The 20,261-nt window shown below is 51.4% G+C and carries 12 protein-coding genes and 1 pseudogene; all 13 read left to right on the forward strand.

Annotated features, from left to right (window positions below):
- The first annotated feature begins 158 nt into the window (after window positions 1–158).
- The 13 genes and pseudogenes from yfhM (at window position 159) to FQZ95_RS05595 (ending at window position 20,258) form a co-directional block, all read left to right on the forward strand.
- Complete coding sequence (gene yfhM / locus FQZ95_RS05535; RefSeq protein WP_160529969.1) at window positions 159–5,120, forward strand: alpha2-macroglobulin; 4,962 nt, start codon at window positions 159–161, stop codon at window positions 5,118–5,120.
- A complete protein-coding gene (gene pbpC, locus FQZ95_RS05540; protein WP_160529970.1) occupies window positions 5,121–7,433 on the forward strand; it encodes a peptidoglycan glycosyltransferase PbpC in 2,313 nt (770 codons plus the stop codon).
- A 148-nt stretch (window positions 7,434–7,581) separates the two neighbouring features.
- Window positions 7,582–8,007, forward strand: a pseudogene (ndk, locus tag FQZ95_RS05545) (nucleoside-diphosphate kinase); the annotation flags it as partial.
- Window positions 8,008–8,133: 126 nt separating this feature from the next.
- Window positions 8,134–9,288, forward strand: a complete 1,155-nt coding sequence (locus tag FQZ95_RS05550; protein WP_000003317.1) for a bifunctional tRNA (adenosine(37)-C2)-methyltransferase TrmG/ribosomal RNA large subunit methyltransferase RlmN — start codon at window positions 8,134–8,136, stop codon at window positions 9,286–9,288.
- A 284-nt stretch (window positions 9,289–9,572) separates the two neighbouring features.
- Window positions 9,573–10,586: a cytoskeleton protein RodZ gene (gene rodZ / locus FQZ95_RS05555; protein WP_160529971.1), complete on the forward strand. Its 1,014-nt coding sequence runs from the start codon at window positions 9,573–9,575 to the stop codon at window positions 10,584–10,586.
- A 26-nt stretch (window positions 10,587–10,612) separates the two neighbouring features.
- Entirely contained in the window at window positions 10,613–11,731 is a 1,119-nt protein-coding gene (ispG, locus tag FQZ95_RS05560; RefSeq protein WP_000551807.1) for a flavodoxin-dependent (E)-4-hydroxy-3-methylbut-2-enyl-diphosphate synthase, read from the forward strand.
- Between the two features lie 110 nt (window positions 11,732–11,841).
- Window positions 11,842–13,131, forward strand: a complete 1,290-nt coding sequence (gene hisS, locus FQZ95_RS05565; RefSeq protein ID WP_032184882.1) for a histidine--tRNA ligase — start codon at window positions 11,842–11,844, stop codon at window positions 13,129–13,131.
- A gap of 17 nt (window positions 13,132–13,148) precedes the next feature.
- Complete coding sequence (gene yfgM, locus FQZ95_RS05570; protein WP_000409211.1) at window positions 13,149–13,769, forward strand: ancillary SecYEG translocon subunit YfgM; 621 nt, start codon at window positions 13,149–13,151, stop codon at window positions 13,767–13,769.
- Between the two features lie 10 nt (window positions 13,770–13,779).
- Entirely contained in the window at window positions 13,780–14,958 is a 1,179-nt protein-coding gene (bamB, locus tag FQZ95_RS05575) for an outer membrane protein assembly factor BamB (RefSeq protein WP_160529972.1), read from the forward strand.
- Window positions 14,959–15,075: 117 nt separating this feature from the next.
- A complete protein-coding gene (gene der / locus FQZ95_RS05580) occupies window positions 15,076–16,548 on the forward strand; it encodes a ribosome biogenesis GTPase Der (protein ID WP_001353036.1) in 1,473 nt (490 codons plus the stop codon).
- 62 nt (window positions 16,549–16,610) lie between these two features.
- Window positions 16,611–16,826: a zinc ribbon domain-containing protein gene (locus tag FQZ95_RS05585; protein WP_000422357.1), complete on the forward strand. Its 216-nt coding sequence runs from the start codon at window positions 16,611–16,613 to the stop codon at window positions 16,824–16,826.
- A 209-nt stretch (window positions 16,827–17,035) separates the two neighbouring features.
- Window positions 17,036–19,210, forward strand: coding sequence for an intimin-like inverse autotransporter SinH (sinH, locus tag FQZ95_RS05590; protein ID WP_160529973.1), 2,175 nt, complete (start codon window positions 17,036–17,038; stop codon window positions 19,208–19,210).
- A 55-nt stretch (window positions 19,211–19,265) separates the two neighbouring features.
- The gene (locus tag FQZ95_RS05595; protein ID WP_160529974.1) at window positions 19,266–20,258 is read left to right on the forward strand and encodes a SinI family autotransporter-associated protein; all 993 of its coding nucleotides are present in this window, start codon (window positions 19,266–19,268) and stop codon (window positions 20,256–20,258) included.
- Window positions 20,259–20,261: the final 3 nt, after the last annotated feature.

Genomic DNA, 20,261 nt, shown 5'->3' on the forward strand with positions numbered 1-20,261 from the left:
TGAAAAGCGACAAGCAAAAGAGGCTGATTTGGCTGTCTGAGCCACAATTCTCACTAAAATTCGGATTCCATGGGCGCGATACTGAATTACATAACGTAAATTCTCACGCATAATAATTACTCGACGTTGCTAACGGGCCATTGTGGCAGGGATGATAAATGAAAAAGTTACGCGTAGCCGCCTGCATGCTAATGCTGGCGCTGGCAGGGTGCGACAACAACGATAACGCGCCAACAGCGGTGAAAAAAGATGCGCCTTCTGAAGTTACTAAAGCGGCATCTTCAGAAAACGCGAGTTCAGCAAAACTCTCTGCACCGGAGCGACAAAAACTGGCACAACAGAGTGCCGGTAAGGCGCTGACATTGCTGGATCTGTCTGAAGTCCAACTCGATGGCGCAGCCACGCTGGTGCTGACTTTCTCTATCCCTCTCGACCCGGATCAGGATTTCTCGCGCGTTATTCACGTCGTTGATAAAAAGAGCGGCAAAGTGGATGGTGCCTGGGAGTTGTCAGATAATCTTAAAGAGCTGCGTTTACGCCACCTCGAGCCGAAACGTGATTTGATCGTTACTATTGGCAAGGAGGTCAAGGCACTCAACAACGCAACCTTCAGTAAAGATTACGAAAAAACTATAACTACCCGCGATATCCAGCCGAGCGTCGGTTTTGCCAGCCGTGGTTCGCTGCTGCCTGGAAAAGTCATTGAAGGGCTGCCGGTAATGGCGCTCAATGTTAACAATGTCGATGTTAACTTCTTCCGTGTTAAGCCAGAATCTCTGCCAGCATTTATTAGCCAATGGGAATACCGAAATTCGCTGGCGAACTGGCAGTCAGACAAACTGCTGCAAATGGCGGATCTGGTTTATACCGGACGTTTTGATCTCAATCCTGCGCGTAACACCCGTGAAAAATTATTGCTGCCGCTGGGTGATATCAAACCGCTTCAGCAGGCGGGTGTGTATCTGGCTGTGATGAATCAGGCTGGACGTTACGATTACAGTAATCCCGCGACGCTGTTTACATTAAGTGATATCGGCGTATCGGCCCACTGTTATCACAATCGTCTGGATATCTTTACCCAAAGCCTGGAAAACGGCGCGGCCCAGCAAGGAGTTGAAGTCTCATTATTAAATGAGAAAGGGCAGACTCTGACTCAGGCAACCAGTGATGCTCAGGGGCATGTGCAGCTGGAAAATGATAAAAACGCGGCATTACTGTTGGCGCGTAAAGACGGTCAGACAACGCTACTCGATTTAAAACTTCCGGCGCTGGACTTAGCAGAATTTAACATTGCTGGCGCGCCAGGCTATAACAAACAGTTTTTCATGTTTGGCCCGCGCGATCTTTATCGCCCGGGTGAAACAGTCATCCTTAATGGTTTATTGCGTGATGCAGACGGTAAAGCGTTGCCCGATCAACCCATCAAGCTGGACGTAATTAAACCCGACGGGCAGGTACTCAGGAGCGTCGTTAGTCAGCCGGAGAATGGCCTCTATCACTTTACCTGGCCACTCGATAGTAATGCGGCCACCGGCATGTGGCATATCCGAGCCAACACGGGCGATAACCAGTATCGGATGTGGGATTTCCACGTCGAAGATTTTATGCCAGAGCGCATGGCGCTGAATCTGACCGGTGAGAAAACCCCGCTAACGCCGAAAGATGAAGTGAAATTCTCCGTGGTGGGTTACTACCTGTACGGGGCGCCTGCTAATGGTAATACTTTGCAAGGGCAACTTTTCCTGCGCCCACTGCGTGAAGCTGTGTCAGCCTTACCTGGTTTCGAATTCGGCGATATAGCTGCTGAAAACCTTTCGCGCACGCTGGATGAAGTTCAGTTGACGCTGGATGATAAAGGGCGCGGCGAAGTTTCTACAGAAAGCCAGTGGAAGGAAACGCATTCCCCATTACAGGTTATTTTCCAGGGCAGTTTGCTGGAGTCTGGCGGTCGCCCGGTGACGCGCCGTGCTGAGCAGGCTATCTGGCCTGCCGATGCATTGCCGGGGATCCGTCCGCAATTCGCCTCGAAATCGGTTTACGATTATCGCACTGACAGTACGGTAAAACAGCCCATTGTTGATGAAGGCAGTAACGCCGCTTTTGACATCGTTTATAGCGATGCACAGGGCGTCAAAAAAGCTGTGTCTGGCTTACAAGTGCGCCTGATTCGCGAACGCCGCGATTACTACTGGAACTGGTCAGAAGATGAAGGCTGGCAGTCACAGTTTGATCAAAAAGATCTGATCGAAAATGAACAAACACTGGATCTTCAGGCTGATGAAACCGGTAAAGTCAGTTTCCCGGTAGAGTGGGGCGCTTATCGTCTGGAAGTCAAAGCGCCGAATGAAGCGGTCAGTAGTGTGCGTTTCTGGGCTGGCTATAGCTGGCAGGACAATAGCGACGGTAGCGGTGCTGTGCGACCAGACCGTGTCACGCTGAAACTGGATAAAGCCAGTTATCGCCCTGGTGATACCATTAAGTTGCACATTGCCGCACCAACGGCGGGTAAAGGCTATGCGATGGTCGAGTCCAGTGAAGGGCCGCTGTGGTGGCAGGAGATTGATGTTCCGGCACAAGGGCTGGATCTGACGATTCCGGTCGATAAAACCTGGAATCGTCATGATCTTTATTTAAGTACGCTGGTGGTACGTCCTGGCGATAAATCTCGCTCCGCGACGCCAAAACGCGCAGTTGGCGTGTTGCATTTGCCGCTTGGCGATGAAAACCGTCGTCTCGATCTGGCGCTGGAAACTCCAGCGAAAATACGCCCCAATCAGCCATTAACCGTGAAAATTAAAGCCAGCAATAAAAATGGTGAGATGCCAAAACAGGTGAATGTGCTGGTGTCTGCGGTTGATAGCGGTGTGTTGAATATTACTGATTATGTCACGCCAGATCCGTGGCAGGCATTCTTTGGTCAGAAACGCTATGGCGCAGATATTTACGATATTTACGGTCAGGTCATTGAAGGTCAGGGGCGTCTGGCAGCTCTGCGTTTTGGTGGCGATGGTGATGAACTGAAACGCGGTGGTAAACCGCCAGTAAATCACGTCAATATTGTTGCGCAACAGGCGCTACCGGTAACACTCAACGAACAGGGCGAAGGCACGGTTACATTGCCGATTGGTGATTTTAACGGTGAATTGCGCGTCATGGCACAAGCATGGACAGCAGATGATTTCGGTAGCAACGAAAGCAAAGTGGTTGTTGCCGCACCGGTGATAGCAGAACTGAACATGCCGCGCTTTATGGCCAGCGGTGACGCCTCACGTCTGACGCTGGATATCACTAATCTTACCGATAAACCGCAAAAACTGAACGTTGCTCTGACCGCCAGTGGCTTGCTTGAACTGGTTAGCGATTCACCCGCAGCCGTTGAATTAGCGCCGGGCGTGCGAACCACGCTGTTTATCCCGGTGCGAGCATTGCCGGGTTATGGTGATGGTGAAATTCAGGCCACTATCAGCGGGTTAGCGTTACCGGATGAAACCGTTGCCGATCAGCATAAGCAGTGGAAAATGGGTGTCCGTCCGGCATTTCCGGCACAAACCGTCAATTACGGTACGGCGTTGCAGCCTGGTGAGACATGGGCGATTCCAGCTGATGGATTGCAAAACTTCTCGCCTGTTACGCTGGAAGGGCAATTGTTGTTGAGCGGCAAACCACCGTTGAATATTGCACGTTATATCAAAGAGTTAAAAGCGTATCCGTACGGTTGTCTGGAGCAAACCGCCAGCGGCCTGTTCCCGTCACTTTACACCAACGCAGCCCAACTGCAGGCGTTGGGAATCAAAGGCGACAGTGATGAGAAGCGCCGTGCGGCAGTCGATATCGGCATTTCTCGTTTACTGCAAATGCAACGTGATAACGGTGGCTTTGCGCTGTGGGATAAAAACGGTGATGAAGAGTACTGGCTGACGGCTTACGTGATGGATTTTCTGGTCCGCGCAGGTGAGCAGGGTTACAGCGTGCCGACAGAAGCCATTAACCGGGGGAATGAACGTCTACTGCGCTATTTACAAGATCCGGGCATGATGTCGATTCCGTATGCGGATAATCTCAAAGCCAGTAAATTCGCCGTACAGTCTTACGCTGCGCTGGTGCTGGCCCGTCAGCAAAAGGCACCGCTGGGTGCGCTGCGTGAAATCTGGGAGCATCGTGCCGATGCTGCGTCTGGATTACCGCTGCTGCAACTTGGCGTTGCGCTGAAAACCATGGGCGATGCAACGCGTGGTGAAGAAGCGATTGTGCTGGCGCTGAAAACGCCGCGCAATAGTGATGAGCGGATATGGCTGGGTGATTACGGTAGTCCACTGCGCGACAACGCATTGATGCTCTCCTTGCTGGAAGAGAACAAATTGCTACCCGATGAGCAGTACCCTCTGCTGAACACACTTTCGCAGCAGGCGTTCGGTGAACGCTGGTTATCAACTCAGGAAAGTAACGCGCTGTTCCTGGCTGCCCGTACGATTCAGGATTTACCGGGCAAATGGCAGGCGCAAACGTCTTTCTCTGCTGAGCTGCTGACAGGTGAGAAAGCGCAAACCAGCAATCTGAATAGCGATCAACTTGCCACCTTACAGGTGACCAACAGTGGCGATCAGCCGTTATGGCTGCGTGTGGATGCCAGCGGTTATCCGCAATCCGCCCCTTTACCGGCGAGCAATGTGCTGCAAATCGAGCGCCATATTCTTGGCACTGACGGTAAGAGCAAATCGCTGGATTCGTTACGTAGCGGCGATCTGGTACTGGTCTGGTTGCAGGTCAAAGCCAGTAACAGCGTGCCGGATGCTTTGGTCGTTGATTTACTGCCTGCGGGCCTGGAACTGGAAAACCAGAACCTGGCTAACGGCAGCGCCAGCCTGGAGCAAAGTGGTAGCGAAGTGCAAAACCTACTCAGTCAAATGCAACAAGCGAACATTAAGCACATTGAGTTCCGTGACGATCGCTTTGTGGCGGCGGTTGCCGTTGATGAATATCAACCAGTCACGCTGGTGTATCTGGCGCGGGCGGTAACGCCGGGAACATACAATGTTCCGCAACCAATGGTGGAATCGATGTATGTTCCCCACTGGCGGGCGACTGGCGCGGCTGAAGATCTGTTGATTGTCAGACCGTAAATGCCTCGCCTGTTAACCAAACGCGGCTGCTGGATAGCGCTGGCAGCTGCGCCTTTTCTCCTTTTTTTTGCCGCGTGGGGAGCAGATAAACTCTGGCCCCTGCCATTGCATGAAGTCAATCCCGCACGCGTAGTCGTGGCGCAGGATGGTACGCCACTCTGGCGTTTCGCCGATGCTGAGGGCATCTGGCGCTATCCGGTAACCATCGAAGATGTCTCTCCGCGTTACCTTGAAGCACTGATCAATTATGAAGATCGCTGGTTCTGGAAGCATCCGGGGGTGAATCCATTCTCGGTGGCGCGCGCAGCATGGCAAGATCTCACTTCGGGACGGATTATTTCCGGCGGCAGCACACTCACCATGCAGGTTGCTCGTCTGCTTGATCCTCACCCCAAAACTTTTGGCGGCAAAATTCGCCAGCTCTGGCGCGCGTTTCAACTGGAATGGCACTTGTCTAAACGTGACATTCTGACCTTGTATCTTAATCGCGCTCCGTTTGGTGGTACGTTGCAGGGGATCGGTGCGGCAAGCTGGGCATATCTCGGAAAATCGCCTGCGAATTTAAGCTATTCCGAGGCGGCAATGTTAGCGGTGTTACCGCAAGCGCCCAGCCGACTGCGTCCGGATCGCTGGCCGGAACGTGCCGAGGCCGCACGTAATAAAGTGCTCAATCGGATGGCTGCGCAAGGTGTGTGGTCCCGTGAGCAGGTAAAAGAATCTAGTGAAGAGCCCATCTGGTTGGCCCCCCGACAAATGCCGCAACTGGCACCGCTGTTTTCGCGAATGATGCTCGGTAAAAGTAAAAGCGACAAAATCGTTACTACGCTGGATGCTGGTTTACAGCGTCGTCTGGAAGAACTGGCGCAAAACTGGAAAGGACGATTGCCACCGCGCAGTTCGTTGGCAATGATCGTTGTTGATCATACTGATATGAGTGTGCGCGGCTGGGTAGGATCGGTTGATCTTAATGATGATTCCCGCTTTGGGCATGTCGATATGGTCAATGCGATCCGATCGCCGGGATCGGTACTCAAACCGTTTGTTTATGGTCTGGCGCTGGATGAAGGGTTGATCCACCCTGCATCGCTGTTGCAAGACGTTCCCCGGCGCACTGGTGATTATCGACCAGGCAACTTTGACAGCGGTTTTCATGGCCCGATCAGCATGAGCGAGGCGCTGGTGCGCTCTCTGAATTTACCTGCTGTGCAGGTGCTGGAAGCCTATGGGCCGAAACGGTTTGCGGCAAAGTTACGCAATGTTGGATTGCCGTTATATCTGCCCAACGGCGCTGCACCGAATCTTTCGCTCATTCTCGGCGGCGCAGGTGCAAAACTGGAGGATATGGCTGCAGCGTATACCGCATTTGCTCGCCACGGTAAGGCGGGTAAGTTGCGCTTACAGCCGGGGGACCCATTACTTGAGCGACCGTTAATGTCGCCGGGGGCCGCGTGGATTATCCGCCGTATTATGGCAGATGAAGCGCAGCCGCTTCCGGATGGCGCTTTGCCACGCGTCGTACCACTGGCGTGGAAAACAGGAACCAGTTATGGCTATCGCGATGCATGGGCTATTGGCGTTAACGCTCGTTACGTAATTGGGATCTGGACTGGCAGACCGGACGGTACGCCCGTTGTCGGTCAGTTTGGCTTTGCCAGCGCCGTACCGCTGTTGAATCAGGTCAATAATATCTTACTGTCGCGCAGTGCGAATCTGCCGGAAGACCCGCGTCCTGATTCTGTAAGCCGTGGCGTTATCTGCTGGCCTGGTGGGCAATCATTGCCAGAAGGCGATAGCAATTGCCGCCGTCGTCTTGCCACCTGGCTGCTCGAAGATAGCCAGCCACCAACATTACTTTTACCGGAGCAAGAAGGAATAAGTGGGATTCGTTTCCCCATCTGGCTTGATGAGCAAGGCAAACGTGTTGCCGCTGATTGTCCTCAGGCTCGACAAGAAATGATTAATGTCTGGCCATTACCACTTGAACCCTGGCTACCTGCTGCTGAACGACGAGCAGCGCGCTTACCTGGGGCATCAACAAATTGCCCGCCGTATGGTCGTGATGCTCAGGTACCTTTACAGTTGATTGGTGTGCGTGATGGCGTAATTATCAAACGTCTGCCAGGAGCTACTGATGCGTCATTACCAGTACAATTAAGCGGAGGAACAGGCGAACGCTGGTGGTTTCTTAATGGTAAACCGTTAGCTGAACGCGGGCGTAACGTGACTCTGCATTTGACAGAGAAAGGCGATTATCAATTGCTGGTAATGGACGAAATGGGGCAGGTGGCGACAGTGAGATTTGTCATGCAGTAGTCTGTTTTGCTCATATTTGTTGCTTAAACTCGTTTTATTTTAAAAAAATGTTACCTTCATCAATAGTCAACGGCCCTGTTGCTCATTATAATCCGCGCCATCTCGTACGCTGGTACAGACAACAACAGAATAATTTACAGAGGTAAAAATGGCTATTGAACGTACTTTTTCCATCATCAAACCGAACGCGGTAGCAAAAAACGTCATTGGCAATATCTTTGCGCGCTTTGAAGCTGCAGGGTTCAAAATTGTCGGCACCAAAATGCTGCACCTGACCGTTGAACAGGCTCGTGGCTTTTATGCTGAACACGATGGAAAACCGTTCTTTGATGGTCTGGTTGAATTCATGACCTCTGGCCCGATCGTGGTTTCCGTGCTGGAGGGTGAAAACGCCGTTCAGCGTCACCGCGATCTGCTGGGCGCGACCAATCCGGCAAACGCACTGGCCGGTACTCTGCGTGCTGATTACGCTGACAGCCTGACCGAAAATGGTACCCACGGTTCTGATTCCGTCGAATCTGCCGCTCGCGAAATCGCTTATTTCTTCGGCGAAGGCGAAGTGTGCCCGCGCACAAACGTGGCATCCGTGCGCCAGAATTTGTACAATGCAGCGCCCCCGGACGAGCAGCCGCTCACCGGGGCGTTTCTTTTTTCAACCCTCCAGGGGCCATAACGTGTAATAACGAGGCCGGAATAGCATATGTCTGAACAATTAGTCACACCTGAAAACGTCACCACGAAAGATGGAAAAATCAACCTGCTGGATCTCAACCGTCAGCAGATGCGGGAGTTTTTTAAAGATTTAGGTGAAAAACCCTTCCGCGCCGATCAGGTGATGAAGTGGATGTATCACTATTGCTGCGACAACTTTGATGAGATGACCGACATCAACAAAGTGTTGCGCGGCAAGCTGAAAGAGGTGGCGGAAATCCGCGCACCGGAAGTGGTTGAAGAACAGCGTTCATCTGACGGCACCATTAAATGGGCGATTGCCGTTGGCGATCAGCGCGTCGAAACGGTGTATATCCCGGAAGACGACCGTGCCACGCTTTGCGTTTCCTCGCAGGTGGGGTGTGCGCTGGAGTGTAAATTCTGTTCCACCGCCCAGCAGGGCTTTAACCGCAATCTGCGGGTGTCGGAAATTATCGGCCAGGTGTGGCGTGCAGCGAAAATCGTTGGCGCAGCAAAAGTCACCGGTCAGCGCCCAATCACTAACGTAGTGATGATGGGTATGGGCGAGCCGCTGCTCAACCTGAACAATGTCGTTCCGGCGATGGAAATCATGCTCGATGATTTCGGTTTTGGTCTGTCTAAACGTCGCGTTACGCTCTCTACATCAGGCGTTGTTCCGGCGCTGGATAAACTGGGCGATATGATCGACGTAGCGCTGGCAATTTCCCTGCACGCGCCGAACGACGAAATTCGTGACGAAATTGTGCCGATCAACAAAAAGTACAATATCGAAACGTTCCTTGCTGCGGTGCGCCGCTATCTGGAGAAATCTAACGCCAATCAGGGCCGAGTCACTATTGAATACGTGATGCTTGATCACGTTAACGACGGCACTGAACACGCGCACCAACTGGCGGAGCTGCTGAAAGATACGCCGTGTAAGATCAACCTGATCCCGTGGAACCCGTTCCCTGGCGCGCCGTATGGACGCAGCTCAAACAGTCGTATCGACCGTTTCTCTAAAGTGCTGATGAGCTACGGTTTCACCACTATTGTGCGTAAAACTCGTGGTGATGATATCGATGCTGCCTGTGGTCAGTTGGCGGGCGATGTTATCGACCGTACGAAACGTACCCTGCGTAAACGAATGCAGGGTGAGGCCATCGACATTAAAGCGGTCTGATAGCCATTACGCCACGGTTACTTTATGTACCGTGGCGTAATCTTTTATGAATGAAGTATTAAGTTGCAATTGTCTGGTCAATATTAACGGTGCGTTTTTGCTGACTTTAAGGCAGTATGTAACGATGCAACAGTAAGTTAGCCTTAGTGAATGTGGGCTTTGTCACGAGCACACAGACGGTCTTATACTGTATGATAACGGTTAACTTAACGGATGTTTCGCGGTGTGGGTGAGCATGATGGTTCACCGGCATCTCAATTCTCATTTAAACGTACCTGCAGCGAATGAATACTGAAGCCACGCACGACCAAAATGAAGCACTTACTACCGGCGCTCGCCTGCGTAATGCTCGCGAACAACTAGGACTTAGTCAGCAGGCCGTTGCTGAGCGACTTTGCCTGAAGGTTTCCACGGTACGCGACATTGAAGAAGATAAGGCACCTGCCGATCTTGCTTCAACATTCCTGCGCGGATATATCCGCTCTTATGCGCGTCTGGTACATATTCCAGAAGAAGAACTGCTACCGGGGCTGGAAAAACAGGCTCCACTACGAGCTGCAAAAGTTGCGCCGATGCAGAGTTTTTCCCTCGGTAAACGCCGCAAAAAACGTGACGGCTGGCTGATGACCTTCACCTGGCTGGTGTTGTTTGTGGTTATTGGCCTGAGCGGTGCCTGGTGGTGGCAAGACCACAAAGCTCAGCAGGAAGAGATCACTACTATGGCCGATCAATCTTCTGCGGAACTGAGCAGTAATAACGAACAGGGGCAGAGTGTTCCGTTAGATACGTCGACAACCACAGGCCCGACTACGACGTCCACGCCGCCAGCGTCTGTGGATACTACCGCAACTAACACGCAAACACCTGCCATAACTTCGCCAGCACCAGCTGTTGATTCACAACAGAATGCAGTTGTTTCACCTTCGCAGGCAAACGTTGATACCGCTGCGACCCCGGCACCAACGGCAACAACAACGCCAGATGGTGTTGCGCCGTTGCCAACCGATCAGGCTGGCGTGACCACGCCGGCGGCTGACCCGAATGCGCTGGTGATGAACTTTACTGCCGATTGCTGGCTGGAAGTCACTGATGCTACCGGTAAAAAACTGTTTAGCGGTATGCAGCGTAAAGACGGTAATTTGAACTTAACCGGCCAGGCTCCGTATAAACTGAAAATTGGTGCGCCAGCCGCAGTACAGATCCAGTATCAAGGGAAACCTGTCGATCTGAGTCGTTTTATCAGAACTAACCAGGTTGCGCGTCTGACCCTAAATGCCGAACAATCACCGGCGCAGTAACAGACGGGTAACGCGGGAGATTTTTCATGCATAACCAGGCTCCAATTCAACGTAGAAAATCAACACGTATTTACGTTGGGAATGTGCCGATTGGCGATGGTGCCCCCATCGCCGTACAGTCCATGACCAATACGCGTACGACAGACGTCGAAGCTACGGTCAATCAAATTAAGGCGCTGGAACGTGTTGGCGCTGATATCGTCCGTGTCTCCGTACCGACGATGGACGCGGCAGAAGCGTTCAAGCTCATCAAACAACAGGTTAACGTACCGCTGGTGGCTGATATCCACTTTGACTATCGCATTGCGCTGAAAGTAGCGGAATACGGGGTCGATTGTTTGCGTATTAACCCTGGCAATATCGGTAATGAAGAGCGTATTCGCATGGTGGTTGACTGCGCGCGCGATAAAAACATTCCGATCCGTATTGGCGTTAACGCTGGATCGCTGGAAAAAGATCTGCAAGAAAAGTATGGCGAACCTACCCCGCAGGCATTGCTGGAATCTGCCATGCGCCATGTTGATCATCTTGATCGTCTGAACTTCGATCAGTTCAAAGTCAGCGTCAAAGCGTCTGATGTCTTCCTCGCTGTAGAGTCTTATCGTCTGCTGGCAAAACAGATCGATCAACCGCTGCATCTTGGGATCACCGAAGCGGGTGGCGCACGTAGTGGGGCAGTAAAATCTGCCATTGGTTTAGGCCTGCTGCTGTCTGAAGGCATCGGCGACACGCTGCGCGTATCGCTGGCGGCCGATCCGGTCGAAGAGATCAAAGTCGGTTTCGATATTTTGAAATCGCTGCGTATCCGTTCGCGCGGGATCAACTTCATCGCCTGCCCGACCTGTTCGCGTCAGGAGTTTGACGTTATCGGTACGGTTAACGCCCTGGAGCAACGCCTGGAAGATATCATCACCCCGATGGACGTTTCGATTATCGGCTGCGTGGTGAATGGACCAGGTGAGGCGCTGGTTTCTACACTCGGCGTCACCGGCGGCAACAAGAAAAGCGGCCTCTATGAAGATGGCGTGCGCAAAGACCGTCTGGACAACAACGATATGATCGACCAGCTGGAAGCACGCATTCGTGCGAAAGCCAGCCAACTGGATGAAGCGCGTCGAATTGACGTTCAGCAGGTTGAAAAATAATAACGTGATGGGAAGCGCCTCGCTTCCCGTGTATGATTGAACCCGCATGGCTCCCGAAATATTGAGGGGCGCGTTGAGGGTTCATTTTTATATTCAGAAAGAGAATAAACGTGTCGAAGAAAATTCAGTCTGTACGCGGTATGAATGATTATTTGCCAGTGGAAACCGCTGTATGGCAACGCGTTGAGCGCATAATTAAAAGCGTTGTTGAGTCTTACGGATACAGTGAGATTCGCACACCTATTCTTGAGCAAACGCCACTGTTTAAGCGCGCTATCGGTGAAGTTACCGATGTTGTTGAAAAGGAGATGTACACCTTCAACGATCGTGAGCGTGATGCAAAAGAGGTTGTCTCGTTAACTCTTCGCCCTGAAGGTACAGCAGGATGTGTACGCGCCGGTATAGAGCATGGCCTTCTGTACAATCAGGAACAGCGTTTGTGGTATATGGGGCCGATGTTCCGTCACGAACGCCCGCAAAAAGGTCGTTATCGACAGTTCCACCAAATCGGTCTCGAAGTTTTTGGCCTACAGGGTCCAGATATCGACGCCGAACTCATTATGCTTACTGCTCGTTGGTGGCGTGAACTGGGTATCTCTGAACACGTAACTCTTGAGCTGAACTCTATCGGTTCGCTGGAAGCACGCGCCAATTATCGCGATGCGCTGGTTGCATTCCTTGAGCAGCATAAAGAAAAGCTGGACGAAGACTGCAAACGCCGCATGTACACTAACCCGCTGCGCGTGCTGGATTCCAAAAATCCGGAAGTGCAGGCCCTTCTCAACGACGCCCCAGCATTAGGTGACTATCTTGACGAGGAATCTCGTGAGCACTTTGCTGGTCTGTGCAAACTGCTGGAGAGCGCGGGTATCGCTTACACCGTAAACCAGCGTCTGGTGCGTGGTCTGGATTACTATAACCGTACTGTTTTTGAGTGGGTGACTAACAGCCTCGGTTCCCAGGGCACCGTGTGCGCAGGCGGTCGTTATGACGGTCTGGTGGAGCAACTGGGTGGTCGTGCAACACCGGCAGTCGGTTTCGCGATGGGCCTCGAACGTCTTGTATTGTTAGTTCAGGCCGTTAATCCGGAATTTAAAGCCGATCCTGTTGTCGATATATATCTGGTGGCTTCAGGTGCTGACACACAATCTGCGGCTATGGCATTAGCAGAGCGTCTGCGTGATGAATTACCGGGCGTGAAACTGATGACCAACCACGGCGGCGGCAACTTTAAGAAGCAGTTTGCCCGTGCTGATAAATGGGGCGCCCGCGTTGCTGTGGTGCTGGGTGAGTCTGAAGTGGCTAACGGCACAGCAGTAGTGAAGGATTTGCGCTCTGGTGAGCAAACGGCAGTTGCGCAGGATAGCGTAGCCGCGCATTTGCGCACGTTACTGGGTTAAGGAAGGAGAAGGACAGCGTGGAAATTTACGAGAACGAAAACGACCAGGTTGAAGCGGTTAAACGCTTTTTTGCTGAAAATGGCAAAGCACTGGCTGTTGGGGTGATTTTGGGCGTTGGCGCATTGATTGGCTGGCGCTACTGGAACAGCCATCAGGTTGATTCTACACGCTCCGCTTCTCTTGCCTATCAAAATGCGGTTACCGCAGTGAGCGAAGGCAAACCGGATAGCATCCCGGCGGCGGAAAAATTTGCTGCTGAAAATAAAAATACCTATGGTGCGCTGGCTTCTTTGGAACTTGCGCAGCAATTTGTTGACAAAAATGAACTAGAGAAAGCTGCCACCCAGTTACAACAGGGATTGGCGGACACGAGCGATGAAAATCTCAAAGCCGTGATAAATCTGCGTCTTGCCCGCGTTCAGGTACAGCTCAAGCAGGCTGATGCCGCGCTGAAAACCCTCGATACCATCAAAGGTGAAGGGTGGGCTGCCATTGTTGCCGACCTGCGTGGCGAAGCATTGCTGAGCAAAGGTGATAAGCAAGGTGCGCGTAGTGCATGGGAAGCTGGCGTGAAAAGCGATGTTACCCCGGCACTGAGCGAAATGATGCAGATGAAAATTAATAATTTGTCCATCTGAGAGGGACCCGATGCAATTGCGTAAATTACTGCTGCCAGGACTGCTTTCCGTTACCCTTTTAAGCGGCTGTTCGCTGTTTAACAGCGAAGAAGATGTGGTAAAGATGTCCCCATTGCCGACCGTTGAAAACCAGTTTACGCCGACCACGGCGTGGAGCACTTCCGTGGGTAGCGGCATTGGCAACTTCTATTCCAATCTTCATCCGGCACTGGCGGACAACGTTGTCTATGCAGCAGACCGCGCTGGTTTAGTAAAAGCGCTGAATGCGGATGATGGCAAAGAAATCTGGTCTGTCAGTCTGGCCGAGAAAGATGGCTGGTTCTCTAAAGAGCCTGCATTACTTTCTGGCGGCGTGACCGTGTCTGGCGGACATGTCTACATTGGTAGCGAAAAGGCGCAGGTTTACGCGCTGAATACCAGTGATGGTACTGTGGCATGGCAGACTAAAGTCGCGGGTGAAGCTCTTTCTCGCCCGGTGGTCAGCGACGGTCTGGTGTTAATCCACACCAGTAATGGTCAGTTACAAGCGCTGAACGAAACCGACGGCGCTGTCAAATGGACAGTTAACCTCGATATGCCTTCGCTCTCTTTGCGTGGCGAGTCTGCGCCGGCAACGGCTTTTGGTGCGGCCGTCGTGGGTGGCGATAATGGTCGCGTCAGCGCAGTGCTGATGGAACAGGGCCAGATGATTTGGCAGCAGCGTATTTCCCAGGCGACCGGTTCTACCGAAATTGACCGCCTGAGCGATGTTGACACGACTCCCGTCATTGTTAACGGCGTTGTTTTCGCGCTGGCCTATAATGGTAACCTGACGGCGCTTGATCTGCGCAGCGGTCAGATTATGTGGAAACGCGAACTGGGTTCGGTGAATGATTTCATCGTCGACGGCAACCGCATCTATCTGGTCGATCAAAATGACCGGGTGATGGCGTTGACCATTGATGGCGGCGTTACGCTGTGGACACAAAGCGATCTGCTGCATCGCCTGTTGACTTCTCCGGTGCTGTATAATGGCAACCTGGTGGTAGGTGACAGTGAAGGTTATCTGCATTGGATCAACGTCGAAGATGGTCGTTTCGTTGCCCAGCAAAAAGTTGATAGTTCCGGTTTCCAGACTGAACCGGTTGCCGCTGACGGCAAACTGCTGATCCAGGCAAAAGACGGGACTGTGTACTCTATTACACGTTAATCGTCTCTGTCGTTCACTTTGAAAACGGCTCCTGGACAGGGGCCGTTTTCCTGTTTTTAACAACGACACGAATATAGCGTGCGTTGTCTGATGATTTATAAAAATGAGGCTTTAAACATGGTACCTGTGGTCGCGCTTGTCGGGCGCCCTAACGTAGGAAAATCCACGTTATTTAACCGTCTAACTCGCACCCGAGATGCGCTGGTTGCGGATTTCCCGGGTCTGACTCGTGACCGTAAGTACGGTCGTGCGGAAATTGAAGGCCGCGAGTTTATCTGTATTGATACCGGCGGGATTGACGGAACAGAAGACGGTGTAGAAACCCGCATGGCGGAACAGTCGCTGCTGGCGATTGAAGAAGCGGACGTCGTACTGTTTATGGTGGATGCGCGCGCGGGCCTGATGCCTGCGGATGAAGCGATTGCTAAACATCTGCGCTCCCGCGAAAAACCGACCTTCCTGGTGGCAAACAAAACCGATGGTCTGGATCCGGATCAGGCCGTTGTTGATTTTTATTCGCTCGGCTTAGGTGAAATCTATCCTATCGCCGCGTCTCACGGTCGTGGCGTATTAAGTCTGCTGGAGCACGTGCTGTTGCCGTGGATGGAAGATATCGCACCACAAGAAGAAGTGGATGAAGACGCTGAGTACTGGGCGCAATTTGAAGCGGAAGAGAACGGCGAAGAAGAAGAGGAAGACGACTTTGACCCGCAAAGTCTGCCAATCAAACTGGCGATAGTGGGTCGTCCTAACGTCGGTAAGTCGACACTCACTAACCGTATCCTTGGCGAAGAACGCGTCGTAGTTTACGACATGCCGGGCACTACGCGTGACAGTATCTACATTCCAATGGAACGCGATGGGCGTGAGTATGTACTCATTGACACTGCGGGCGTACGTAAACGCGGCAAAATCACCGATGCGGTAGAGAAATTCTCCGTAATCAAAACGTTGCAGGCGATTGAAGATGCCAACGTGGTGATGTTGGTGATTGATGCTCGCGAAGGTATTTCCGATCAGGATCTCTCCCTGCTGGGCTTTATTCTCAATAGTGGGCGCTCACTTGTGATTGTAGTGAACAAGTGGGACGGCCTGAGCCAGGAAGTGAAAGAGCAAGTAAAAGAGACGCTGGACTTCCGTCTGGGCTTTATCGACTTCGCCCGTGTGCATTTTATCTCTGCATTACACGGCAGTGGCGTTGGTAACCTGTTTGAGTCAGTACGTGAAGCGTATGACAGTTCCACTCGTCGTGTGGGGACATCTATGTTGACGCGTATCATGACCATGGCGGTTGAAGATCACCAGCCGCCGCTGGTTCGCGGGCGTCGTGTGAAGCTGAAATATGCCCACGCCGGGGGTTATAACCCGCCAATTGTGGTGATTCATGGCAACCAGGTGAAAGACCTGCCTGATTCCTATAAGCGTTATCTGATGAACTACTTCCGCAAGTCTCTGGACGTGATGGGTACGCCGATTCGTATTCAGTTCAAAGAAGGGGAAAACCCCTATGCGAACAAGCGTAACACCTTGACGCCGACCCAGATGCGCAAGCGTAAGCGTTTGATGAAGCATATTAAGAAAAGTAAGTAATCACTTATCTGGTTTCCCTTTCCAAACGGAGAGGGAAACTGAACAACAGGCGAGGAGTATTTATGGAACTCAACTGCCCAACCTGCCATAACCCTCTCGAACGCAACGGTGAAACTGCCCACTGTGCAACTTGTGCCAAAGATTTCACCATTCAGGCGCTTTGTCCTGACTGCCATCAGCCATTACAGGTGTTAAAAGCTTGTGGTGCAGTAGATTATTTCTGCCAGCATGGGCACGGTTTAATATCCAAAAAGCGCGTTGAATTTATTGTTGCTTAATATTATTTAAATATATGGTGTAATCATTTGTATTCATAATATAAATGATTGCATCCTATTTTATTTGTTGAAACGCAAATGTAAGTGAGCGAAATCACTGTGTTATAAATTTAAGATTATATTTAGTTTTCCTGGCGTGCCTTTCTGAATAATCTGGAATAGAATATTAGAGCTAATTTTAAGCATTATTAATGTCACAGGGGATGTGCATGCTGCGATGGAAACGCTGTATTATGCTAACATTTATCTCTGGAGCTGCTTTTGCGGCTCCAGAGATAAATGTTGAGCATAAAGAATCGTTACCTGATTTAGGTAGTCAGGCCGCACAACAGGAAGAACAAACTAACAAGGGTAAATCGCTAAAAGAGCGTGGTGCCGATTACGTCATTAACTCTGCCACGCAAGGGTTTGAAAACCTGACACCCGAGGCGCTGGAGTCCCAGGCCAGAAGCTATCTGCAAAGTCAAATTACCTCTACGACACAATCTTATATTGAGGATACACTCTCCCCCTACGGTAAGGTCCGAACGAATCTTTCTCTTGGTCAGGGCGGCGATCTGGATGGCAGTTCCATCGACTATTTTGTTCCCTGGTATGATAATCAAACTACTGTTTATTTCAGCCAATTTTCTGCACAACGAAAAGAAGATCGTACGATCGGGAATATTGGGCTTGGTGTAAGACATAATTTTGATAAATGGTTGTTGGGTGGAAATATATTTTATGATTATGACTTTACCCGTGGGCATCGCCGTTTAGGTTTAGGCGGCGAAGCGTGGACTGATTATTTAAAATTCTCTGGCAACTATTATCATCCGCTTTCTGACTGGAAAGACTCCGAAGATTTCGATTTTTATGAGGAGCGTCCTGCGCGCGGTTGGGATATTCGCGCCGAAGCCTGGCTACCTGCTTACCCGCAGCTTGGCGGTAAAATCGTTTTCGAACAATATTACGGTGATGAAGTCGCGCTTTTTGGCACCGATAATCTGGAGAAAGATCCCTTCGCCGTCACGCTGGGTGTGAAATACCAGCCCGTACCGCTCATTGCCGTAGGAACGGATTTCAAAGCTGGCACTGGCGATAATACCGATCTTTCTGTTAACGCAACGCTGAACTACCAGTTTGGTGTCCCGCTCAAAGATCAGCTTGATCCTGACAAAGTGAGCGCGGCTCACTCGCTCATGGGCAGTCGTCACGACTTTGTTGAACGTAACAACTTTATTGTTCTGGAATACAAAGAGAAAGATCCCCTCGATGTCACTTTGTGGCTGAAAGCCGATGCGACGAATGAACATCCCGAGTGCGTGATTAAAGATACGCCAGAAGCAGCCATCGGGCTGGAAAAATGTAAGTGGACCATTAACGCGCTCATTAATCATCATTACAAAATCGTTGCTGCCTCCTGGCAGGCGAAAAACAATGCTGCACGTACGCTGGTGATGCCGGTTATCAAAGAAAACACCCTTACCGAAGGGAACAACAACCACTGGAATCTGGTACTGCCTGCCTGGCAGTACAGCTCTGATAAAGCCGACCAGGAAAAACTCAATACCTGGCGGGTACGCCTGGCGCTGGAAGATGAAAAAGGCAATCGGCAGAACTCCGGCGTGGTGGAAATTACCGTTCAGCAGGACCGTAAAATTGAGCTCATCGTTAACAACATCGCCAATGTACCGGATGAGAACAATCACAGCCACGAAGCCAGTGCGCAAGCAGATGGTGTAGATGGTGTCGTCATGGATCTCGACGTTACGGATAGCTTTGGCGACAACACTGACCGTAACGGTAATGTCTTGCCGCAGGATAATCTCAGCCCGCAGCTGTTTGATGCCAACGATAAAAAAGTGACGCTGACGAATAAACCCTGCACCACCGAAGTGCCGTGCGTTTTTATCGCCAAACAAGATAAAGAAAAGGGGACCGTTACGCTCTCCAGTACGTTGCCCGGTACTTTCCGCTGGAAGGCGAAAGCCGCCCCTTATGATGACAGTAACTATGTTGACGTAACGTTCCTGGGTTCTGACATCGGCGGGCTGAATGCTTTTATCTACCGTGTTGGTGCAGCTAAGCCCGTCAATCTTATCGGCAACAAAGAACCGTTGCCCCTCAATAGCCGCTATCGCTTTGTGCTGTGGCGCGACGCTAACAAAGACGGCGTGTTCCAGCTTTCTGAGAAGCTCACTGACGACGAGATGAAACAGTATGACTATCAGTGGGAATTCACGGGGAATAGCGTAAATGGCAATACCGGCGCGCAAACCAATACCACGAACGTCGATATAGAGATCCCGGCAACCAACAAGGAAGCGGCAGCAAAATTTAATGCTCAGGTAACCGATGGTGTGCAGGGATACGGTTTGCAGGTCAATTACAGCAAGAAATAGGGTCGGCGCCATGGCTGATCGGGCCACCGCTGAATATTAATCAAGGAGAGTGTTTATGAAACCTCATATGAAACGTGGCCTGACAAAAGTCGCGCTGGCACTGATGCTGGCTGGATACTGTGCCGTACCAGCCGCTATGGCGGAAGATGCCGCCTGGGTCGCCAGTGGAACGACCGCTGAATTCGAGGGGACCATACCCTGGCTCTATCGCGAAGGGGGGAATGCCACGATTAACTCGGAAGATGCGGATCACATTAAAGTGACGTCTGATGGTAAAGGTACCCGCCCTGCAGGTAGCGAGACGGATAAACGCCTTTACTCAGGGGATACCATCACTCTGGGATGGGATATCGGCGATACCGAAGGGGATATTGATGATGGTCCCGCAGGCATTGATGCGAAAACGACAGCCACTATCAAGTGGTACAGTTACAGCGATAATGCGGGTGGCGGTAAAACGGAGCTGACCGCAGCGGCAGGTAAGACGAGTTATAAACTCACTGATGACGAACGTGGGCGTTATATCGGTGTTGAAATCCAGCCCATCACCCAGACAGGTAATCCTTTCCAGGGAACGTCGCTGACTCTGCTGGATATTTCAACGGCCAGCGGTGGCGGCAGCGATACCGATAATGTTGATCCCGGCCCGGTTGTGAACCAGAACCTGAAAGTTGCCATCTTCGAGGAAGGTACCACTACCAACCTTATCGGTGGTAATACGGCCATTGCGCTTAACAAAACGTATGTGGCCAAACTGTACTCGGATGAAAACCAGAACGGTAAATATGACGCGGGTACGGATATGGACGTTACCGCTAACTATGACTTTGCATGGGTCTTTAACGGTAACAGTAAACAACTCGGTGCTGCAGGCGGTATTGCTAATGCCAGCTTCGATAACAATAAAATTGTTATCCCACAAACTAACGAAGAAGCAAGAACCAGCCTTAACGGTAGTGATCGTAATGGTAAGAGTGGTCTTGCGATCCCGGCAAACGGCGACGGCGTTCAGGGCTATACGCTGTCTATCATTTACAAACACCACTAATGC

Origin of the sequence: Escherichia sp. HH41S (assembly GCF_009820115.1) — a bacterium.
Lineage (GTDB): Bacteria > Pseudomonadota > Gammaproteobacteria > Enterobacterales > Enterobacteriaceae > Escherichia > Escherichia coli_F.

Coding starts and splice junctions, on each gene's coding strand:
- der (WP_001353036.1), top strand. CDS start 15,076: ATGGTACCTGTGGTCGCGCTTGTCGGGCGCCCTAACGTAGGAAAATCC.
- FQZ95_RS05585 (WP_000422357.1), top strand. CDS start 16,611: ATGGAACTCAACTGCCCAACCTGCCATAACCCTCTCGAACGCAACGGT.
- FQZ95_RS05595 (WP_160529974.1), top strand. CDS start 19,266: ATGAAACCTCATATGAAACGTGGCCTGACAAAAGTCGCGCTGGCACTG.
- yfhM (WP_160529969.1), top strand. CDS start 159: ATGAAAAAGTTACGCGTAGCCGCCTGCATGCTAATGCTGGCGCTGGCA.
- rodZ (WP_160529971.1), top strand. CDS start 9,573: ATGAATACTGAAGCCACGCACGACCAAAATGAAGCACTTACTACCGGC.
- FQZ95_RS05550 (WP_000003317.1), top strand. CDS start 8,134: ATGTCTGAACAATTAGTCACACCTGAAAACGTCACCACGAAAGATGGA.
- sinH (WP_160529973.1), top strand. CDS start 17,036: ATGCTGCGATGGAAACGCTGTATTATGCTAACATTTATCTCTGGAGCT.
- bamB (WP_160529972.1), top strand. CDS start 13,780: ATGCAATTGCGTAAATTACTGCTGCCAGGACTGCTTTCCGTTACCCTT.
- pbpC (WP_160529970.1), top strand. CDS start 5,121: ATGCCTCGCCTGTTAACCAAACGCGGCTGCTGGATAGCGCTGGCAGCT.
- ispG (WP_000551807.1), top strand. CDS start 10,613: ATGCATAACCAGGCTCCAATTCAACGTAGAAAATCAACACGTATTTAC.